At 52.8% G+C, this 16,341-nt stretch carries 15 protein-coding genes; 4 read left to right on the top strand and 11 right to left on the bottom strand.

All coding sequences use genetic code 11. From position 1 onward, the window contains the following. Positions 1-36 precede the first annotated feature (36 nt). Complete coding sequence (gene rlmE / locus C3Z11_RS01765; protein WP_106475819.1) at positions 37-669, bottom strand: 23S rRNA (uridine(2552)-2'-O)-methyltransferase RlmE; 633 nt, start codon at positions 667-669, stop codon at positions 37-39. 127 nt (positions 670-796) lie between these two features. On the opposite strand from rlmE, the gene yhbY reads away from it, so the two are divergent. Continuing rightward, on the top strand, positions 797-1,111 hold the full coding sequence (gene yhbY / locus C3Z11_RS01760; RefSeq protein ID WP_106475818.1) for a ribosome assembly RNA-binding protein YhbY: 315 nt from the start codon (positions 797-799) through the stop codon (positions 1,109-1,111). A gap of 112 nt (positions 1,112-1,223) precedes the next feature. On the opposite strand, the gene greA is transcribed toward yhbY, so the two are convergent. The 4 genes from greA to dapB all read right to left on the bottom strand — a co-directional run bounded on the left by greA (position 1,224) and on the right by dapB (position 7,399). After that, positions 1,224-1,700: a transcription elongation factor GreA gene (greA, locus tag C3Z11_RS01755; protein WP_106475817.1), complete on the bottom strand. Its 477-nt coding sequence runs from the start codon at positions 1,698-1,700 to the stop codon at positions 1,224-1,226. Then, entirely contained in the window at positions 1,697-4,927 is a 3,231-nt protein-coding gene (gene carB / locus C3Z11_RS01750; protein WP_106475816.1) for a carbamoyl-phosphate synthase large subunit, read from the bottom strand. Before carB ends, greA begins: the two co-directional genes overlap by 4 nt. A 64-nt stretch (positions 4,928-4,991) precedes the next feature. Beyond that, on the bottom strand, positions 4,992-6,143 hold the full coding sequence (gene carA, locus C3Z11_RS01745; RefSeq protein WP_262927179.1) for a glutamine-hydrolyzing carbamoyl-phosphate synthase small subunit: 1,152 nt from the start codon (positions 6,141-6,143) through the stop codon (positions 4,992-4,994). 449 nt (positions 6,144-6,592) lie between these two features. Beyond that, a complete protein-coding gene (gene dapB, locus C3Z11_RS01740) occupies positions 6,593-7,399 on the bottom strand; it encodes a 4-hydroxy-tetrahydrodipicolinate reductase (protein WP_106475815.1) in 807 nt (268 codons plus the stop codon). Between the two features lie 102 nt (positions 7,400-7,501). Here dapB and C3Z11_RS01735 point away from each other — a divergent pair, with 102 nt between their 5' ends. After that, entirely contained in the window at positions 7,502-8,455 is a 954-nt protein-coding gene (locus C3Z11_RS01735; protein ID WP_106475814.1) for an esterase-like activity of phytase family protein, read from the top strand. A 116-nt stretch (positions 8,456-8,571) separates the two neighbouring features. Here the strand turns inward: C3Z11_RS01735 and dnaJ are convergent, their stop codons facing one another. The 3 genes from dnaJ to grpE all read right to left on the bottom strand — a co-directional run bounded on the left by dnaJ (position 8,572) and on the right by grpE (position 12,578). Beyond that, positions 8,572-9,723, bottom strand: coding sequence for a molecular chaperone DnaJ (gene dnaJ, locus C3Z11_RS01730; protein WP_106475813.1), 1,152 nt, complete (start codon positions 9,721-9,723; stop codon positions 8,572-8,574). A 101-nt stretch (positions 9,724-9,824) separates the two neighbouring features. Further along, complete coding sequence (gene dnaK, locus C3Z11_RS01725; RefSeq protein WP_106475812.1) at positions 9,825-11,750, bottom strand: molecular chaperone DnaK; 1,926 nt, start codon at positions 11,748-11,750, stop codon at positions 9,825-9,827. Positions 11,751-11,888: 138 nt separating this feature from the next. Beyond that, on the bottom strand, positions 11,889-12,578 hold the full coding sequence (gene grpE, locus C3Z11_RS01720; RefSeq protein WP_106475811.1) for a nucleotide exchange factor GrpE: 690 nt from the start codon (positions 12,576-12,578) through the stop codon (positions 11,889-11,891). Between the two features lie 188 nt (positions 12,579-12,766). Here grpE and recN point away from each other — a divergent pair, with 188 nt between their 5' ends. Further along, positions 12,767-14,443 (top strand): DNA repair protein RecN, encoded by a 1,677-nt coding sequence (gene recN, locus C3Z11_RS01715; protein WP_106475810.1) that lies wholly within the window; start codon positions 12,767-12,769, stop codon positions 14,441-14,443. A 97-nt stretch (positions 14,444-14,540) separates the two neighbouring features. Here recN and fur read toward each other — a convergent pair whose 3' ends face one another. After that, entirely contained in the window at positions 14,541-14,996 is a 456-nt protein-coding gene (gene fur / locus C3Z11_RS01710; protein ID WP_106475809.1) for a ferric iron uptake transcriptional regulator, read from the bottom strand. A gap of 74 nt (positions 14,997-15,070) precedes the next feature. On the opposite strand from fur, the gene C3Z11_RS01705 reads away from it, so the two are divergent. Then, a complete protein-coding gene (locus tag C3Z11_RS01705) occupies positions 15,071-15,478 on the top strand; it encodes an outer membrane protein assembly factor BamE (protein ID WP_106475808.1) in 408 nt (135 codons plus the stop codon). A 14-nt stretch (positions 15,479-15,492) separates the two neighbouring features. On the opposite strand, the gene C3Z11_RS01700 is transcribed toward C3Z11_RS01705, so the two are convergent. Then, positions 15,493-15,846 (bottom strand): RnfH family protein, encoded by a 354-nt coding sequence (locus tag C3Z11_RS01700; RefSeq protein ID WP_262927177.1) that lies wholly within the window; start codon positions 15,844-15,846, stop codon positions 15,493-15,495. Further along, entirely contained in the window at positions 15,806-16,240 is a 435-nt protein-coding gene (locus C3Z11_RS01695; RefSeq protein ID WP_106475806.1) for a type II toxin-antitoxin system RatA family toxin, read from the bottom strand. The genes C3Z11_RS01700 and C3Z11_RS01695 overlap by 41 nt, the downstream gene beginning before the upstream one ends. Positions 16,241-16,341 lie beyond the last annotated feature (101 nt).

Here is a 16,341-nt window from a genome sequence, read left to right as displayed (position 1 = left end):
CTACCCATGTGGGGACGAACCTACCGAGTTACAAGCTCAACCGCGGAATCCGCGCCCAAGCAGATAGACCTCACGTGAACGCGACCGAGAAGCCGACGGCTTACGTGTAGACACCTTATCAAAGGCTTGTCGCATTGCACGAAGATAATCATCAAACCCTTCGCCTTGGAATACTTTAGCTAAAAAATCTCCGCCAGGCTTTAGCACTTGTGTAGCAAGGTCGAGCGCTAGCTCAACCAGATACATGGCACTAGGCTGGTCGATAGCAGATTGGCCACTCATATTAGGCGCCATATCAGAAATGACCAGGTCAACACCACGATCGTTCACTGCGGTTAGGATATCATTCAGTATGGCCTCTTCGGTAAAGTCTCCCTGAATGAAGTGCACGCCAGCGAGCGCATCCATTTCCAAAATATCGGAAGCGATGACCACGCCTTGAGCACCGACCTTATCCGCAGCAATCTGACTCCATCCCCCCGGCGCTGCGCCGAGGTCGACAATCGTCATGCCGGGTCTTAACAGACGATCCTTTTCATCAATTTCGAGCAATTTGTAGCTGGCTCGGCTACGATAGCCATCTTGCCACGAACGCTGGACATAAACATCGTCAAAGTGCTCTTTTAGCCAGCCGGCACTACTTTTTTTAGAGTGAGCAGAGCGTGCCACAGCATCACCTGGGAGGGAAAAGATTTAATAGAAGCATTAGAGAAGTTGGCGAACGAGTCATCAACTAAAGTAAACTGGATGGTTCGAGATTAAACACAACTTATATCGTTTGAGCACCCAAGATATCATGAGCTTGTCATCGGCACAAAAGAAAAGCTTTCGCAGCATCGGGCATCACTTGAACCCGGTAGTCCAGATTTCTGAAAACGGCCTTTCCGAAGGCGCAAAAACTGAACTTGAGCGCGCTCTCAATGATCATGAACTGATCAAGATCAAGCTGGCGATCAATGACCGTGACATCAGGAACGACATTGTCGATCATCTGGCAGAAACCGCGCAGGCAGAAGTAGTTCAGACTATCGGAAAAATGGCGTTACTCTACCGTAAAAACCCTAAAGCCAATCCAAAGCTCTCCAATGTCACACGCTACAGTCAAGAGTGAACAAGCCGATCATCACCCTATTGCATTGGCTTGTTAGTATCGTTCTACGTGGTCATCGCTAAAAGGCTCACAATGATCGTTCATTGAGAGCCTTTATATCTAAAGCGCCAGGTTAGATATGTTCGACCTTATTGATCTCATACTCAACGTCACCTCGCGGTGTACGAACGGTCACGATATCGCCCTCTTCCTTTCCGATCAATGCCCGGGCAACCGGTGATGTCAAAGACACCTTACCCGCCTTGATCTCGGCTTCGTCCTCGCCAACGATACGATACCGTACTTCCTCATCGGTATCGAGGTTCAACAGGTTGACCGTCACACCAAAAATTACCTTGCCAGTCTTTGGCATTTTGGTGACGTCAATGACTTGAGAATTCGACAGCTTACCTTCGATCTCTTGGATACGTCCCTCAATGAACCCTTGCTGCTCACGTGCAGCGTGATACTCCGCATTTTCTTTGAGGTCACCATGCTCTCGTGCCTCGGAAATTGCATTGATCACCTTAGGACGTTCCACACTTTTCAACTGATTCAATTCGTCTCTGAGCGCTTTTTCGCCCACGACAGTCATCGGCACTTTATTCATGTACTTGCTCCTGCATGCAGTTCCTGAAGCCGTCGCACGGTGATTTCATTACCATATGCAAGTGCCATGCATACAGCATGCGCACCTGCCAGCGTTGTCGCATAAGGTACTTTATGGGCAAGCGCGGTACGGCGGATTACAGAAGAATCACTTATTGCCTGGCGGCCTTCAGTAGTATTGACGATATAGGCCACCTCGTCGTTCTTAAGCATATCAACAATATGCGGACGACCTTCGAATACCTTATTAACCGCCTTGACCGGAAGCCCCGCAGCCGATAATGCTTGGGCAGTGCCACGCGTCGCGATCAGGTTAAATCCTAACGTTAGCAAAGAGCGCGCCACGTCGATAACACCTTCCTTATCAGGGTCCCTGACAGAAAGAAAAGCTGTACGCTCGCCATCCAGCGGAGGCATCGGCTCGCTAGCGCCCAGTTGCGCCTTGTAAAAGGCCTCAGCGAAAGTCTCGCCACTGCCCATCACCTCTCCGGTGGACTTCATTTCCGGCGACAGGATGGGATCAACTCCGGGGAACTTGTTGAACGGAAAAACCGCTTCCTTGACGCTGAAATAGCCAGGAATCAGCTCCCGAGTAAAGTCTTGCTCAGCGAGGGTCTTTCCCGCCATACAACGTGCTGCGACCTGCGCCAAGGAGCGTCCGATACATTTGGAGACAAACGGCACGGTACGAGAGGCACGTGGATTAACCTCGATGATATAGATTTCGCCATCCTGCCACGCTAGCTGTACGTTCATCAGGCCAATGACATTCAACTCAAGCGCCATGCGCTTGACTTGATCACGCATCTCATCCTGAACATCTTTAGGCAACGAGTAGGGTGGCAGCGAGCATGCAGAGTCTCCCGAATGCACGCCAGCCTGTTCAATATGCTGCATGATTCCGCCAATCACTACCTCCTTACCATCGCTGACCGCATCAATATCAACCTCGATGGCGGCATTCAGGAAATGATCAAGCAGGACGGGAGAGGCATTGGAGACCTTGACCGCATTAGTCATATAACGCTCAAGCTCATCGGCCGTATAAACGATTTCCATCGCGCGCCCACCCAACACGTAGGAAGGCCGAACTACCAATGGATAACCGATCGCCTCGGCCTTGGCAAAGGCCTCATCGAAACTACGCGCTGTAGCGTTCAGCGGCTGCTTCAGCCCTAGCTTTTCGATCATTTGCTGGAAGCGTTCCCGATCCTCAGCACGGTCGATGGCATCCGGTGTTGTGCCGATTATCGGCACGCCAGCAGCTTCAAGATCACGGGCCAACTTTAGGGGTGTCTGCCCGCCAAACTGCACGATCACACCCACTGGCTTCTCTTTCGCCACAACCTCCAGCACATCTTCAAGCGTTACCGGCTCAAAATAGAGGCGATCCGAAGTATCATAATCGGTTGATACCGTTTCAGGATTACAATTAACCATGATGGTTTCATAGCCGTCTTCACGCATGGCAAGAGCGGCATGAACACAGCAGTAATCGAACTCGATACCTTGCCCGATACGGTTCGGCCCGCCGCCAAGCACCATGATCTTCTGCCGATCACTGGGCGCAGCTTCACATTCCTCTTCATAAGTTGAGTACATGTAAGCCGTCGACGTTGCAAACTCTGCTGCACACGTATCGACACGCTTATAAACGGGATGCACTCCAAGCTGATGGCGATGCTGCCGGAACTCACCCTCGCCTATACCCAGCAACTGCGCCAGACGAGCATCGCTGAAGCCCTTACGCTTGAGCTGATAGACATTGCGATAATCGAGACCGGCAAGTTTCAGCTTTGCCACCTCGGCTTCAAGCTGGATGAGCTCCTCGATCTGAATCAGGAACCAGCGATCAATCTTGGTATACGCAAAAATTTCATCTACCGAAAGCCCAGCACGGAAGGCATCACCAACGTAGAAAATACGGTCAGCGCCGGGGCGCTGCAGCTCGCCCTGCATCAAGGCCATGGCCGCTTCATCAAAACGAACCAGCTTAGGGTCTAGGCCGACTGCGTCAGTTTCTAGTCCACGTAACGCCTTCTGCAACGATTCCTGGAATGTCCGACCAATTGCCATAACTTCGCCGACTGACTTCATCTGCGTAGTTAAACGGTCATTGGCCTGAGGAAACTTCTCGAAGGTAAAGCGCGGAATCTTAGTGACGACATAGTCGATTGCCGGCTCGAACGATGCAGGCGTAGCGCCACCGGTAATATCGTTTTGCAACTCATCGAGTGTATAGCCGACTGCCAGCTTGGCGGCGATCTTCGCGATCGGGAAGCCTGTCGCCTTGGAGGCCAGCGCAGACGAACGCGACACACGCGGATTCATTTCGATGACTACCATGCGCCCTGTATCGGGATCGACACCAAACTGAACGTTGGAGCCGCCAGTCTCAACGCCAATCTCGCGCAGCACCGCAAGCGATGCGTTGCGCATGATCTGATATTCTTTATCGGTCAGCGTTTGGGCTGGCGCAACGGTAATCGAATCCCCTGTATGCACTCCCATCGGATCAAAGTTTTCGATGGCGCAAACGATGATGCAGTTATCGTTCTTATCACGAACGACCTCCATCTCATATTCCTTCCAACCGAGCAATGACTCGTCAATCAAAAGCTCGCGGGTCGGAGAAAGTTCGAAGCCACGGTGGCATATCTCATCGAACTCTTCCTTGTTGTAGGCCACACCGCCGCCGGAGCCGCCCATGGTGAACGATGGACGAATGATACAAGGGAAACCAAGCTCCGCTTGAATCTCCCACGCCTCTTCCATAGAGTGCGCGATCTTTGCTTTCGGGCACTCAAGGCCAATCTTTTTCATCGCCTGATCAAAGCGATTACGATCTTCAGCCTTATCAATGGTATCGGCATTGGCACCGATCATTTCGACCCCGAATTTTTCCAGCACACCGTGCTTTTCAAGCGCAAGCGCACAGTTCAGGGCCGTCTGACCACCCATGGTCGGTAGTAACGCCTCGGGGCGCTCTCTCTCGATGATACGCGCTACCGTTTCCCAAGTGATCGGCTCAATGTAGGTCGCATCCGCCATCACCGGGTCGGTCATGATGGTGGCCGGGTTGGAGTTCACCAAAATGACCCGGTACCCCTCCTCGCGCAGCGCCTTGCAGGCCTGCGCGCCAGAATAGTCGAACTCACTCGCCTGGCCTATAACAATAGGCCCGGCACCAATGATTAAAATGCTTTTAATATCTGTACGTTTTGGCATGACGGTTTCCGCGGCGGATAAACGTTAAGAATCAGCGTTAAAGTCAGCTAACCAACACCGAGGGTCAGCTGGCGCGTCGCTCAGCCATCATGGCAACGAAGCGGTCAAACAGCGGCGAAACATCATGAGGCCCGGGGCTTGCTTCAGGGTGTCCCTGGAAGCTGAATGCGGGACAGTCCGTAAGCTCGATTCCTTGAAGCGTCCCGTCGAACAGGGAGCGATGCGTCGCCTTGACGTTAGCGGGAAGCGTCGCCTCGTCTGCAGCGAAACCATGGTTTTGACTAGTGATCATCACATGACCACTCTTCAGATCCAGCACCGGATGGTTGGCGCCATGGTGCCCATGACTCATCTTCATCGTCCGGGCGCCACTGGCTAGTGCCAGCAGTTGATGACCGAGACAGATGCCGAATACAGGCGTTTTAGTATCCAGAACGTCCCGAATTGCAGTAATGGCATAGTCGCACGGTTCGGGATCTCCCGGGCCATTGGCAAGAAAAACGCCGTCCGGCTTCATTGCCAGCACGTCCGCAGCAGGAGTCTTGGCCGGCACTATCGTCAGGCGACAACCTCGCTGGGTCAGCATGCGGAAGATGTTGTGCTTGGTGCCGTAATCATAGGCGACCACATGGTATGGCCGCTCGCCTTCACGCAAGTTGGTGTATCCCTGCCCAAGCGTCCACTCACCGTCGTGCCAGTCATAGATTTCCCTGGCACTGGCCACTTGGGCCAGGTCCATCCCTTTCAAGCCGGGAAAAGCACGCGCGGCCTGGATAGCCCGCTCATGCGCGTCTTCACCCTCAGCCTCGGGGCCGGCAAGAATCGCACCACTCTGCGCACCTTTGTCACGCAGAATACGCGTCAGGCGGCGCGTATCGATGTCGGCAATACCCAAAATATTATGGGCACGCAGATACTCATCGAGTGAACGCAAACTGCGAAAATTGCTTGCCAGGCGCGGCAGGTCTCGGATGACAAGCCCAGCCGCACATATCTGGCTGGACTCGACATCTTCTTCATTAATGCCGGTATTGCCGATATGCGGGTAGGTTAGGGTGACAATCTGGCGAAGGTAGGAAGGATCGGTCAAGATTTCCTGATAGCCGGTCATGGCCGTGTTGAACACCACCTCACCGCTGGTTTGACCGTCAGCACCGATGGAGACACCGTGAAATACGCTACCATCTTCGAGCGCCAGTATCGCGGGTTTGATCAACGCAACGTCCTCCAGGGCAAATGAATTACCCGGCATGCCATGCACGCTATCATATAAAGCCATGTCACACCGGGCAGAAAGCATATCCGGCCGGAACCCCACATGTGCCGCTACCGATAGCGTTCTGACATTCCTATGCTACCGGCTTGCAAAAAAGCGGGACGAAATCCCGAAGGGTTTCATCCCGCTTGTGCGATTGCCACTGGGCTGCGGGTTCAACCCGGCCAAATTGTGTCGATGATACTCGATTATGCTCATCAACACCATCCTTGTACGTAACAGGATGCTTAATAAACACAAGGAGACAGCACCGCTCTGCGAACACATTTCCTAGAGCGAGTCCCCCAGCTCATCCTTAGGCACCCGAGCCAGGCCGGATAAAAGGGTTCTCAACCCACCTGACTACCGGCGCCTACTGATAAATAGCTTCTTTATTTATGACCGTGCTCTCAACGAAGTCCTAGCACATCTTGCATATCGTAATGTCCTACTGGTTTACCCATTAGCCAGTTGGCCGCACGTACGGCGCCATTGCCAAATGTCATGCGGCTTGATGCCTTGTGCGTAATCTCGATCCGCTCCCCTTCAGCCGCAAACATGACGGTGTGCTCTCCTACAATATCGCCAGCGCGCACGGTCGCAAAACCGATTTCCTTTGGATCGCGCGGACCACACTGGCCCTCACGTGCAAAAACACCATTCGTGTCAAGATCACGCCCCAGCGTATCGGCAACGGCTCGCCCCAGCATCAATGCCGTACCAGAAGGCGCATCGACTTTATGACGATGATGTGCCTCAATCACTTCGATGTCATAACCAGCATCGCCCAAGGCTTTAGCCGCCACTTCAAGCAAGGTGACGGTGAGATTGACGCCCGTACTCATGTTGGCGGCAAACACAAAAGGAACACGGCCGGCATAGCTATCCAACTCAGCCAATTCCACTGCGGTAAAGCCCGTCGTCCCGATAACCATGGCTTTGCCGTGCTCAGCGCAGATAGCAAGATTCTCAAGCGTCAGACGGGGCGTAGTGAAGTCGATCAACACATCAAATGTGTCTGCCACCTCCTGAACGCTTCCAACAATATTGATACCGAGCCGGCCTTGGCCTGCCAGCTCACCAACATCAGCACCAACCAAGGAACTATCTGGCCGCACTATTGCAGCGGTAAGCGTCGCCTCGTCATCCTTATGCGCGGCTTCAACGAGAATACGGCCCATGCGGCCAGCGGCTCCGACGACGGCGATACGGGTCATGCTGACTCCTGTCATGTACAAATAAGAAGGTATCGATACGATAAGTAAACACTGTCCAATGAACACACTATACCGCATCAACTCTGATGACAGGATCACAGCATGAATAACCGCAGCCTCTCCCGACTTCTCCGTCTCGCTGTGCTGTTTTACAGTGGGATACTTTCCGGCTGCGCTCAGGCTGGCCCCATAGATATCGGTGGCCCGTTATCCGGCAGTCGGCCTGAGCCCCTTTCGTGGTGCGGCACGCTCAAGCTGGCTTCTGAAACAGCAGAAGGCATACCGCTGGGGGGCTTATCCGACCTCGCTTATGACCAGGATACCCATACGCTATATATGGTTTCCGATCGTGGACGGCTTTATCGCGCCAAGCTCACGTTCGTCGAAGGACAACTAACGAACCTAAACATTAAAGATACCCACCGGCTTCGTGATACCAAAGGTCGTCTGCTGAAGATGCCCCACGCCGATAGCGAGGCGATGGCATTAAGGGAAGAAGACGGACAAAAGCAGCTACTGATTGGTTTCGAGGAAGATCATCGTATTCAGTCTTTTGATCTCGAAGGCCACCCCACCGCGCCACCAATACATCCATCGGCTCTTGATGGCGCACAATACAACGGCAGCATTGAGGCCCTAACGGCACATCCGGCATATGGCGTCATCGCGGGGCTTGAGTCGCCGCCCGATGGTGCCGCCGAAAAAACAACACGCCTTTTCGACATGAAGGGTAAGCAGTGGAGCTATCAACTGGCTGATGCCACCCAAAGTGGCCTCACGTCCATGGCACCTCTGGGAGATGATCTATTGGCATTGGAACGCGCCTTTAAGCCCTTCCATCCGTTGATCATCTCTCTGCGTCGCGTGACCCTCAATGACGATGGCACTACTCACGTCACGACAATCGCACAACTATCGAGCTCGGAAGGCTGGCTTCTGGATAATTTTGAGGGACTAACCAGTTTAGGAGGGAACCGTTATTTGATGGTAAGCGACGATAATTTCAATAAGCTACAAAGTACGTTACTTACCTGCTTCGAAGTACCTGAACAATAATGCTCGCCACAACACATCGACACATTGAGCCTGCACAAGCCAAGACAAAAAAAGGGCCCCACATAGCAGAGCCCTTTTCGATCCAGCATTGTTATCAGAGGTAACTACGACGATGCCTAAGGCCGCATATCTTCGAAGAATTTCTTCACCCCATCAAACCAACCGCTTTTACGCGGTGAATGCTTGTTACCAGTACCGTCAAGGCTATCCTGGAACTTACGCAGCAAATCTTTCTGGTCATCGTTCAGATTAACTGGCGTCTCCAGCACCACCTTACACATCAAATCACCAGGCGCTCCGCCGCGCACTGGCTTGACGCCTTTACCGCGCAGTCGGAACAGCTTACCCGACTGAGTCTCAGCGGGAATCTTAAGCTTCACACGCCCTTCCAAGGTCGGAACTTCAAGCTCACCCCCCAGCGTAGCATCGACAAAATTGATCGGAACCTCACAATAAAGATCCCGGCCGTCGCGCTCGAAAATAGGGTGCGCCTTGATCATGACCTGAACGTAAAGATCACCCGCCGGTCCACCGTTTATCCCCGCCTCGCCTTCACCATTGAGACGGATACGATCACCGGTATCGACACCCGCAGGAATCTTGACTGCCAGTGTACGAGTTTCCTGAATACGCCCTTCACCATGACATTTACGGCATGGTGTATCGACCACTTCGCCACGCCCATGACAGGTCGGGCAAGCCTGCTGCACGGCAAAAAAGCCCTGCTGCATGCGTACTTGCCCTATGCCGTTACAGGTTGGGCAGGACTTCTTGCTAGTGCCCGGTTCAGCACCGCCACCATGGCAGTGGTTGCACTCGGTCAGGCGCGGAACACGAATATCGACATTAGTACCGGCAACCGCCTCCTCAAGATTGATCTCAAGGTTGTAGCGCAAATCCGAGCCGCGTTGCGGCGCATTGGGATTGCGTCTTCCGCCACCAGCACCACCGAAAATATCGCCAAATACATCGCCGAAGATGTCACTGAAACCTCCGGCACCGGCGCCACCAAAACCGCCTCCGCCGAAGCCGCCTGCCTGGCCATCTACCCCGGCATGACCAAACTGATCATAGGCAGCGCGTTTTTCGTTATCAGACAATATTTCGTAAGCTTCGGAAACCTCGCGAAATTTTTCGGCGGAGGTCTCATCATCCGGATTGCGGTCAGGGTGAAATTTCTGTGCCAGCCGTCGGTAGGCCTTTTTGATCTCTTTTTGATCAGCCCCCCGCTCGACACCTAGCACTTCATAATAGTCACGTTTGGACATGGGTCAGTCGGCCCTCCGAAATCGTTTCCTTACATACAACAGCGCGGGAGCTGCCACCTCAATGGTTCTCCCGCGCAATAATGCAAGGTGACGAACTCGCGTTACTGCTTTTTCTGGTCGTCGTTGACTTCTTCGTACTCAGCGTCAACGACATCGTCTTCTTTCTTGCCTTCGCTCTGCCCAGCAGCCTGATCACCACCTGCCTGGCTCTGCTCAGCGTACATTTTCTGTGCGACGTTGCCAGAAGCTTCGGTCAACGCATCAAGCTTGGCCTGAATGGCGTCTTTATCATCACCCTTGAGTGCTTCTTCAAGTTCGGTGATGGCCGTCTCGATCTGCTGGCGCTCTTCAGCGCTAGCCTTGTCTCCGGCTTCTTCCAGCGTCTTGCGCGATGCGTGAATCATGCCATCGGCTTGGTTGCGTAGCTGAACAAGCTCTTCAAACTTCTTGTCTTCAGCCGCATGCGCCTCGGCATCACGAACCATCTGATCGATCTCATCGTCACTCAGGCCACCTGAAGCCTTGATAACGATCGACTGTTCCTTATTAGTCGCCTTGTCTTTGGCCGACACATTAAGGATACCGTTGGCATCAATGTCGAAGGCCACTTCGATCTGCGGTACACCGCGCGGCGCTGGCGGAATGTCAGCTAAATCAAAACGCCCCAGCGACTTGTTTTGAGTCGACTGCTTACGCTCACCCTGCAGCACATGAATCGTCACGGCTGTCTGGTTATCTTCAGCAGTAGAGAACGTCTGTGTCTTCTTGGTCGGAATCGTGGTGTTCTTCTCGATCAGCGGCGTCATGACACCACCAAGCGTTTCGATGCCCAACGTCAGCGGAGTGACATCCAACAGCAGCACGTCTTTGACATCACCGCCCAGCACACCGCCCTGAAGCGCGGCACCCATGGCGACAGCTTCATCCGGGTTGACATCTTTACGCGCTTCCTTGCCAAAGAAGTCAGCAACTTTTTGCTGAACCATCGGCATGCGCGTCTGACCGCCTACCAAAATGACATCGTCAATCTCGCTATTGGAGAGCCCGGCATCTGCCATTGCCGTCTTACACGGCTGCAGCGAACGCTGTACTAGCTCCTCGACCAAGGACTCGAGCTTGGCGCGCGTGACCTTGACATTCATATGCTTCGGACCGGTCTGATCTGCCGTGATGTAAGGCAAGTTGACATCGGTCTGCTGTGCAGAAGACAGCTCGATCTTGGCTTTTTCCGCAGCTTCTTTCAGACGCTGCATGGCCAACGAATCGCCAGACAGGTCAATACCACTGTCGGCCTTGAACTGCTGCACAAGATATTCAATCAGCTTGAGATCGAAATCTTCACCACCCAGGAACGTGTCACCATTGGTGGCCAGCACTTCAAACTGAGTTTCACCATCAACATCGGCTACTTCAATAATCGAGATATCAAAGGTACCGCCGCCCAAGTCATAAACAGCAATGGTCTTGTCGCCGCGCGACTTGTCCATGCCATAAGCTAACGCTGCTGCGGTCGGCTCATTGATGATGCGCTTCACATCAAGCCCGGCGATGCGACCGGCATCTTTGGTGGCTTGACGCTGAGAGTCATTGAAGTAGGCCGGAACGGTGATAACGGCTTCAGTCACGGCCTCACCGAGATAGTCCTCGGCGGTCTTCTTCATTTTCTTAAGCACTTCCGCGCTTATCTGCGGCGGTGCCATTTTCTTGTCTTTTACCTGTACCCAGGCATCACCGTTGTCGGCTTTGACAATCTGGTAAGGCACCATCTTGATGTCTTTTTGCACGACATCATCGGTAAACTTACGGCCTATCAGGCGCTTGACCGCATAAAGCGTGTTCTGCGGATTAGTCACTGCCTGACGCTTGGCTGCCTGGCCAACTAGCGTTTCGCCATCGTCGGTATAGGCAATAATGGAAGGCGTCGTACGAGTACCTTCGGCATTTTCAATAACTTTGGTCTTGTCACCGTCGAGGACAGCAACACAAGAGTTAGTTGTCCCCAAGTCAATTCCAATGATACGTCCCATGAGCTCACCTCAAAAAAATCATTGCTTCAATCTGCAGTACGGCTGTTGCCGCGTCGTTGAATGCTTTTATGGGGGCTGACACACGCCTTTCAAGTGCCTTCCCCTTTTTACAAGCAGTTATTGCCGTAACAGCGTGCGCTACTGTGCCGCCTTGCTGACAACAACCATCGCCGGGCGAACAAGCCGGCCATTCAGCGTGTAACCTTTCTGCATTACATCCATGACAGTATTGGGATCCAGCGATGGGCTGGGGACCATCGACATGGCTTCATGATACTGAGGATCAAACGGTTCGCCCTGCGGGTCTACCTGCACGACACCGAACTTGTTCAATACATCAAGCTGTAGCTTCAAGGTCATTGACACGCCTTCACGATGCACTTGGTCAGCATCATCACCCATGCTTTCAAGCGCTTTCTCAAGACTATCTACGACTGGCAGAAGCTCCTTAACAAACTTTTCAAGCGCGAACTTTCTGGCCTTCTCGATATCCTGATCCGCACGACGCCTTGCATTTTGGGCCTCGGCAGCAGCACGCAGCGACTGATCCCTTGTGGTCACAAGCGCCTGTTCCAGCTCTTCAATACGAGCAGCCAACACATCAGTATCGGCATTGATCTCAGCATCAGCGGTTGTCGCCGCATCAATGCTCAACTCTTCTTCACTTGCCTCGCCGAACGCTGCAATAGTGCTTTCATCGGGAGTAACAGAAACATCGTCTATCGGATTGTTCTCGTTATCGATATCGAGCGGCTGAGGCTCAGCATCACGGGTTGCACGATCGAGTTCTTCATCTGCCGGGTTCGGGTTCTGCGGATTCTTAGCCATAACTCCAACTCCTGCCGTAAACGGTGTTTAACCAATCTGATTGGGAAACTGTTGCCTAGATGGGGATGTTTTGTCTGAACTCAAGGCAATGAAGAAAGTAATCGTTGGATAGCATAAAGAAGGGGATTGAAGGCTCAGTAGATAGCCTGTATAAAAACACAGTCAAGTGATCTCCATAGGGGATAACCATGTTGGTACAGCTCGCCATCAATGATTATGCGATCGTTGATCATCTAGAACTCGATTTTCAAAAAGGCATGACGGCTATTACCGGTGAAACCGGTGCCGGCAAGTCGATCCTGCTTGATGCACTGTCACTCTGCCTGGGCGAGCGCGCCGATGTGGGTAGCGTGCGTCACAACGCCGAGCGCGCGGAACTGTCGGCCCGCTTTGATCTTGCCGCACTTCCCGAAGCTCGTGCCTGGCTTGCATCACGCGAGCTCCTCAATGATGAAGAGTGCCTGTTGCGTCGCGTCATTACCGCCAATGGCCGTTCCAAGGCGTGGATCAACGGTTCAGCATGCCCTGTGGCAGATCTCAAGGCGCTTGGCGAACATTTGATAGACATCCACAGTCAACACGCCCATCAATCACTGCTGCGCGAAGAAACACACCTGCGCCTACTGGACGAATTTGCTGGCCACAGCGAAGACATTGCTGAGCTAGGGCGGCTATTTCGACACTGGCAGGATATTCGTCGCCGTTTGAAGCGAGCCCGTGAAGCAGGAGACGAGATTCAGGCCAAACGCCAACTCCTACGCTATCAAGTCGAAGAACTCGACCATCTCGCTATTGCAGAAGGTGAGCTGGCGACACTTGAAGAAGAGCAAACCACACTTGCCAATGCAGAACAGACTATCAGCGAAGCCCAGGCTGCGGCTCAATACTGCGATGACGATGAGCAAGGTGCACTGATTCGTCTTACTCAAGCCGCGCAGCATCTATCTCTTCTGTCCGGCAGTGACAAAGGAGTACTTGCCGACATAGCTGCCATGATTGAAGAGGCACGCATCCAAGTCGAGGAAGCTGGCCGTGAGCTTCACCGCTTCGTTGAAAACACCGAACTTGACCCTGACCGCCTACAACGTGTCGATGAGCGGCTAGGCGATATTCATCGTATTGCACGTAAACATCACATCATGCCCGAAGAGGTCGTTGCTCTCCATCAGCGATTGAGCGTCGAGCTCGCCAGCCTAGAGGAAGGCAGCCAAGATCTGGAAGCATTAACACATGAAGGCGAACAGATCCGTGAAACTTGGCGGGCACTGGCCAAGCAGGTTTCTACCAACAGACAGGCCGCAGCCCAACGTATGGGGCAAGAGGTCCAAGCACAGCTTGCTTTTCTCGGCATGAACAAAGCCCGCTTTGAAGTCAGTGTCAGTAATCGCGACACACCGCAGCCCGATGGAGCCGACCGCGTCCAGTTTCTCATTAGTGCGAATCCTGGCCAGCCAGCACGCGCTCTCACTAAAGTAGCGTCCGGTGGTGAACTTTCTCGCGTCAGCCTAGCCATCCAGGTCGTTGCCGCTCAGCACAGCACCATTCCTTCATTGGTTTTCGATGAAGTGGATGTGGGCATTTCGGGTGCCACGGCTGAAATAGTGGGCCAACTATTAAGGCAGCTAGGCACGAACGGCCAGGTGCTTTGCGTCACTCATTTACCTCAAGTCGCCGCACAAGGCCACCAACACCTTCATATTGAAAAACAAGCGGAACAGGACACCACCCTTACCCGTATGGCATTGCTCGACAAATCAGGCCGAGTGCGCGAACTAGCGCGAATGCTTGGTGGCGTCAATCTTTCGGAACGCACGCTGGCACATGCTCGCGAGATGCTTGACCTTAGCCAACGCCCTCATCATTAACGAGCGCCAAAGATTAAAGATATCTAGAGCAAAAAACGGAAAAACAAAAAACCGCAGGCTTTACGCCTGCGGTTTTTTATAGGCTATACATGCAGTCTCAGCGGCGATTGCCACCTCCACCGTCCTGACGCGTTGCGTTCGATCCTTTCGGACGAACATAAAGCACAAGGGCATGATCGACCAGTTCAAAGCCACGCTCTTCAGCGATCTCACGCTGGCGGCGCTCGATATCATGATCGAAGAACTCAACCACTTCGCCAGTCTCCAGACAGAGCATATGATCATGATGCTCCTCCTGGGACATTTCGAATACGGCATGTCCACCGTCGAAGTTGTGGCGCACGACCAGCCCTGCCGCTTCAAACTGCGTCAGAACACGATAAACGGTGGCCAAGCCAACATCTTCACCTGCCTCTAACAGCGCCTTGTAGACATCTTCCGCGCTCATATGCAGATCTTCTTCTCGAGTTGCCTCCAGGATTTGCAGAATTTTCACACGGGGCAAGGTGACCTTTAGGCCCGCCTTGCGTAACTCCTGGTTCTTATCGGCCATGGCATGCTCTTCGCAGTCGCTTGATGTATCGGGTATGATCGACTAAGGCAAACGATAGGGAAAGTCAGGAGCAAATGCAAAACACGATCAAAGTAATCACCTTTTGTTGCGTATTTACACTGCTCTCTGGATGCAGTTTGTTCAGTGTGTATAAACGCGACCTTCCTCAGGGAAACCTGATCAAACCAGAAATGGTTCAACAGCTTCAGCTCGGAATGACCCGCGAGCAGGTGCAATATGTCATGGGCAGCCCATTGTTAGAAGATCCCTTCAATACAAATCAGTGGGATTATGTCTATCGAATGAAGACTGCAGAAGACGATATCGTTGAGAAGCGTGTGACGCTAACCTTCGATGATAGTCGCCTTGCAGAAATACACTCTTCAGACAACCTCGCGGCAGAGCCTAAAACATCGAATCATGATGCACCCGCGTCGGCTGCAGCAAGAGCTCCAAGCGCAACCATCTCCCCAACTCCATAACAGTTGGAGCCACTTCAACCAGGCTTCCGTTCGGCGCGTGCAATGCGCGCCTGTTTCGGATCACGCACCAAGTCACGATAGCACTCTAACCGATCCCCGCTAGACAGCACATAACTATCCGAATCCCGTATGAGCTGTCCGAACACACCCAGTTCCACGCTTTCCAGTTGCTCTGACGTCAGATCGAAAAAATATCTATCAATACCAGAGTATTTTAACGCCTCACGCGCCGTCGTACCAACAGGCACGGACAACGATATGATATGTTGCTTATCAGGACAGGCATAAGCCACTTCAATCTGAATGGCACATGTTGACCCATTATTATCAGCGACCATAAACCACATCAGCCCGTTTTGTGAACGCATCAACAAGCTGCCCTGCCATCTGATTAAATAGTCGACTAAACGCCATGCCGATCAAGCGATTAGCAAACTCGAACTCAAGCTCCAAAGCTACCTTACACGTATCTTCACCTAATGAAGTGAATAACCACTGCCCTGATAGTCGCTTAAAGGGACCATCCACGAGTGAAAGTTCGATACAATGGGGCTCGTATAGATCATTGCGGGTCACAAAACTCTGCTCAATGCCGCCCTTGGCCAGGGTAAGCTCCCCAATCAAATAGCTTTGCTCACGCTCAAGCAGCCGCGCCCTGCGGCACCCAGGCAAAAATTGCGGATAGCTTTCGAAGTCATTGACCAGATCGAACATCGCCTGATCGGAATGGCGCACTAATGCCGACCGATTAACTTTGGGCATGTACCTCTCCGCTGACGTAGATACGCAACTGGCGTATCATCAAGAGTTTAATATGAATACTTGAATGGTATCACGCCTTCCCCCATCTCGGAGTGATCACC

Origin of the sequence: Phytohalomonas tamaricis (genome assembly GCF_003012345.1) — a bacterium.
Taxonomy (GTDB): domain Bacteria; phylum Pseudomonadota; class Gammaproteobacteria; order Pseudomonadales; family Halomonadaceae; genus Phytohalomonas; species Phytohalomonas tamaricis.
This window is presented reverse-complemented; position numbering and strand designations above follow the sequence as displayed.

Coding starts and splice junctions, on each gene's coding strand:
- yhbY (WP_106475818.1), top strand. CDS start 797: ATGAGCTTGTCATCGGCACAAAAGAAAAGCTTTCGCAGCATCGGGCAT.
- greA (WP_106475817.1), bottom strand. CDS start 1,700: ATGAATAAAGTGCCGATGACTGTCGTGGGCGAAAAAGCGCTCAGAGAC.
- carB (WP_106475816.1), bottom strand. CDS start 4,927: ATGCCAAAACGTACAGATATTAAAAGCATTTTAATCATTGGTGCCGGG.
- dapB (WP_106475815.1), bottom strand. CDS start 7,399: ATGACCCGTATCGCCGTCGTCGGAGCCGCTGGCCGCATGGGCCGTATT.
- C3Z11_RS01735 (WP_106475814.1), top strand. CDS start 7,502: ATGAATAACCGCAGCCTCTCCCGACTTCTCCGTCTCGCTGTGCTGTTT.
- dnaJ (WP_106475813.1), bottom strand. CDS start 9,723: ATGTCCAAACGTGACTATTATGAAGTGCTAGGTGTCGAGCGGGGGGCT.
- dnaK (WP_106475812.1), bottom strand. CDS start 11,750: ATGGGACGTATCATTGGAATTGACTTGGGGACAACTAACTCTTGTGTT.
- grpE (WP_106475811.1), bottom strand. CDS start 12,578: ATGGCTAAGAATCCGCAGAACCCGAACCCGGCAGATGAAGAACTCGAT.
- recN (WP_106475810.1), top strand. CDS start 12,767: ATGTTGGTACAGCTCGCCATCAATGATTATGCGATCGTTGATCATCTA.
- fur (WP_106475809.1), bottom strand. CDS start 14,996: ATGGCCGATAAGAACCAGGAGTTACGCAAGGCGGGCCTAAAGGTCACC.
- C3Z11_RS01705 (WP_106475808.1), top strand. CDS start 15,071: ATGCAAAACACGATCAAAGTAATCACCTTTTGTTGCGTATTTACACTG.
- C3Z11_RS01700 (WP_262927177.1), bottom strand. CDS start 15,846: ATGCGTTCACAAAACGGGCTGATGTGGTTTATGGTCGCTGATAATAAT.
- C3Z11_RS01695 (WP_106475806.1), bottom strand. CDS start 16,240: ATGCCCAAAGTTAATCGGTCGGCATTAGTGCGCCATTCCGATCAGGCG.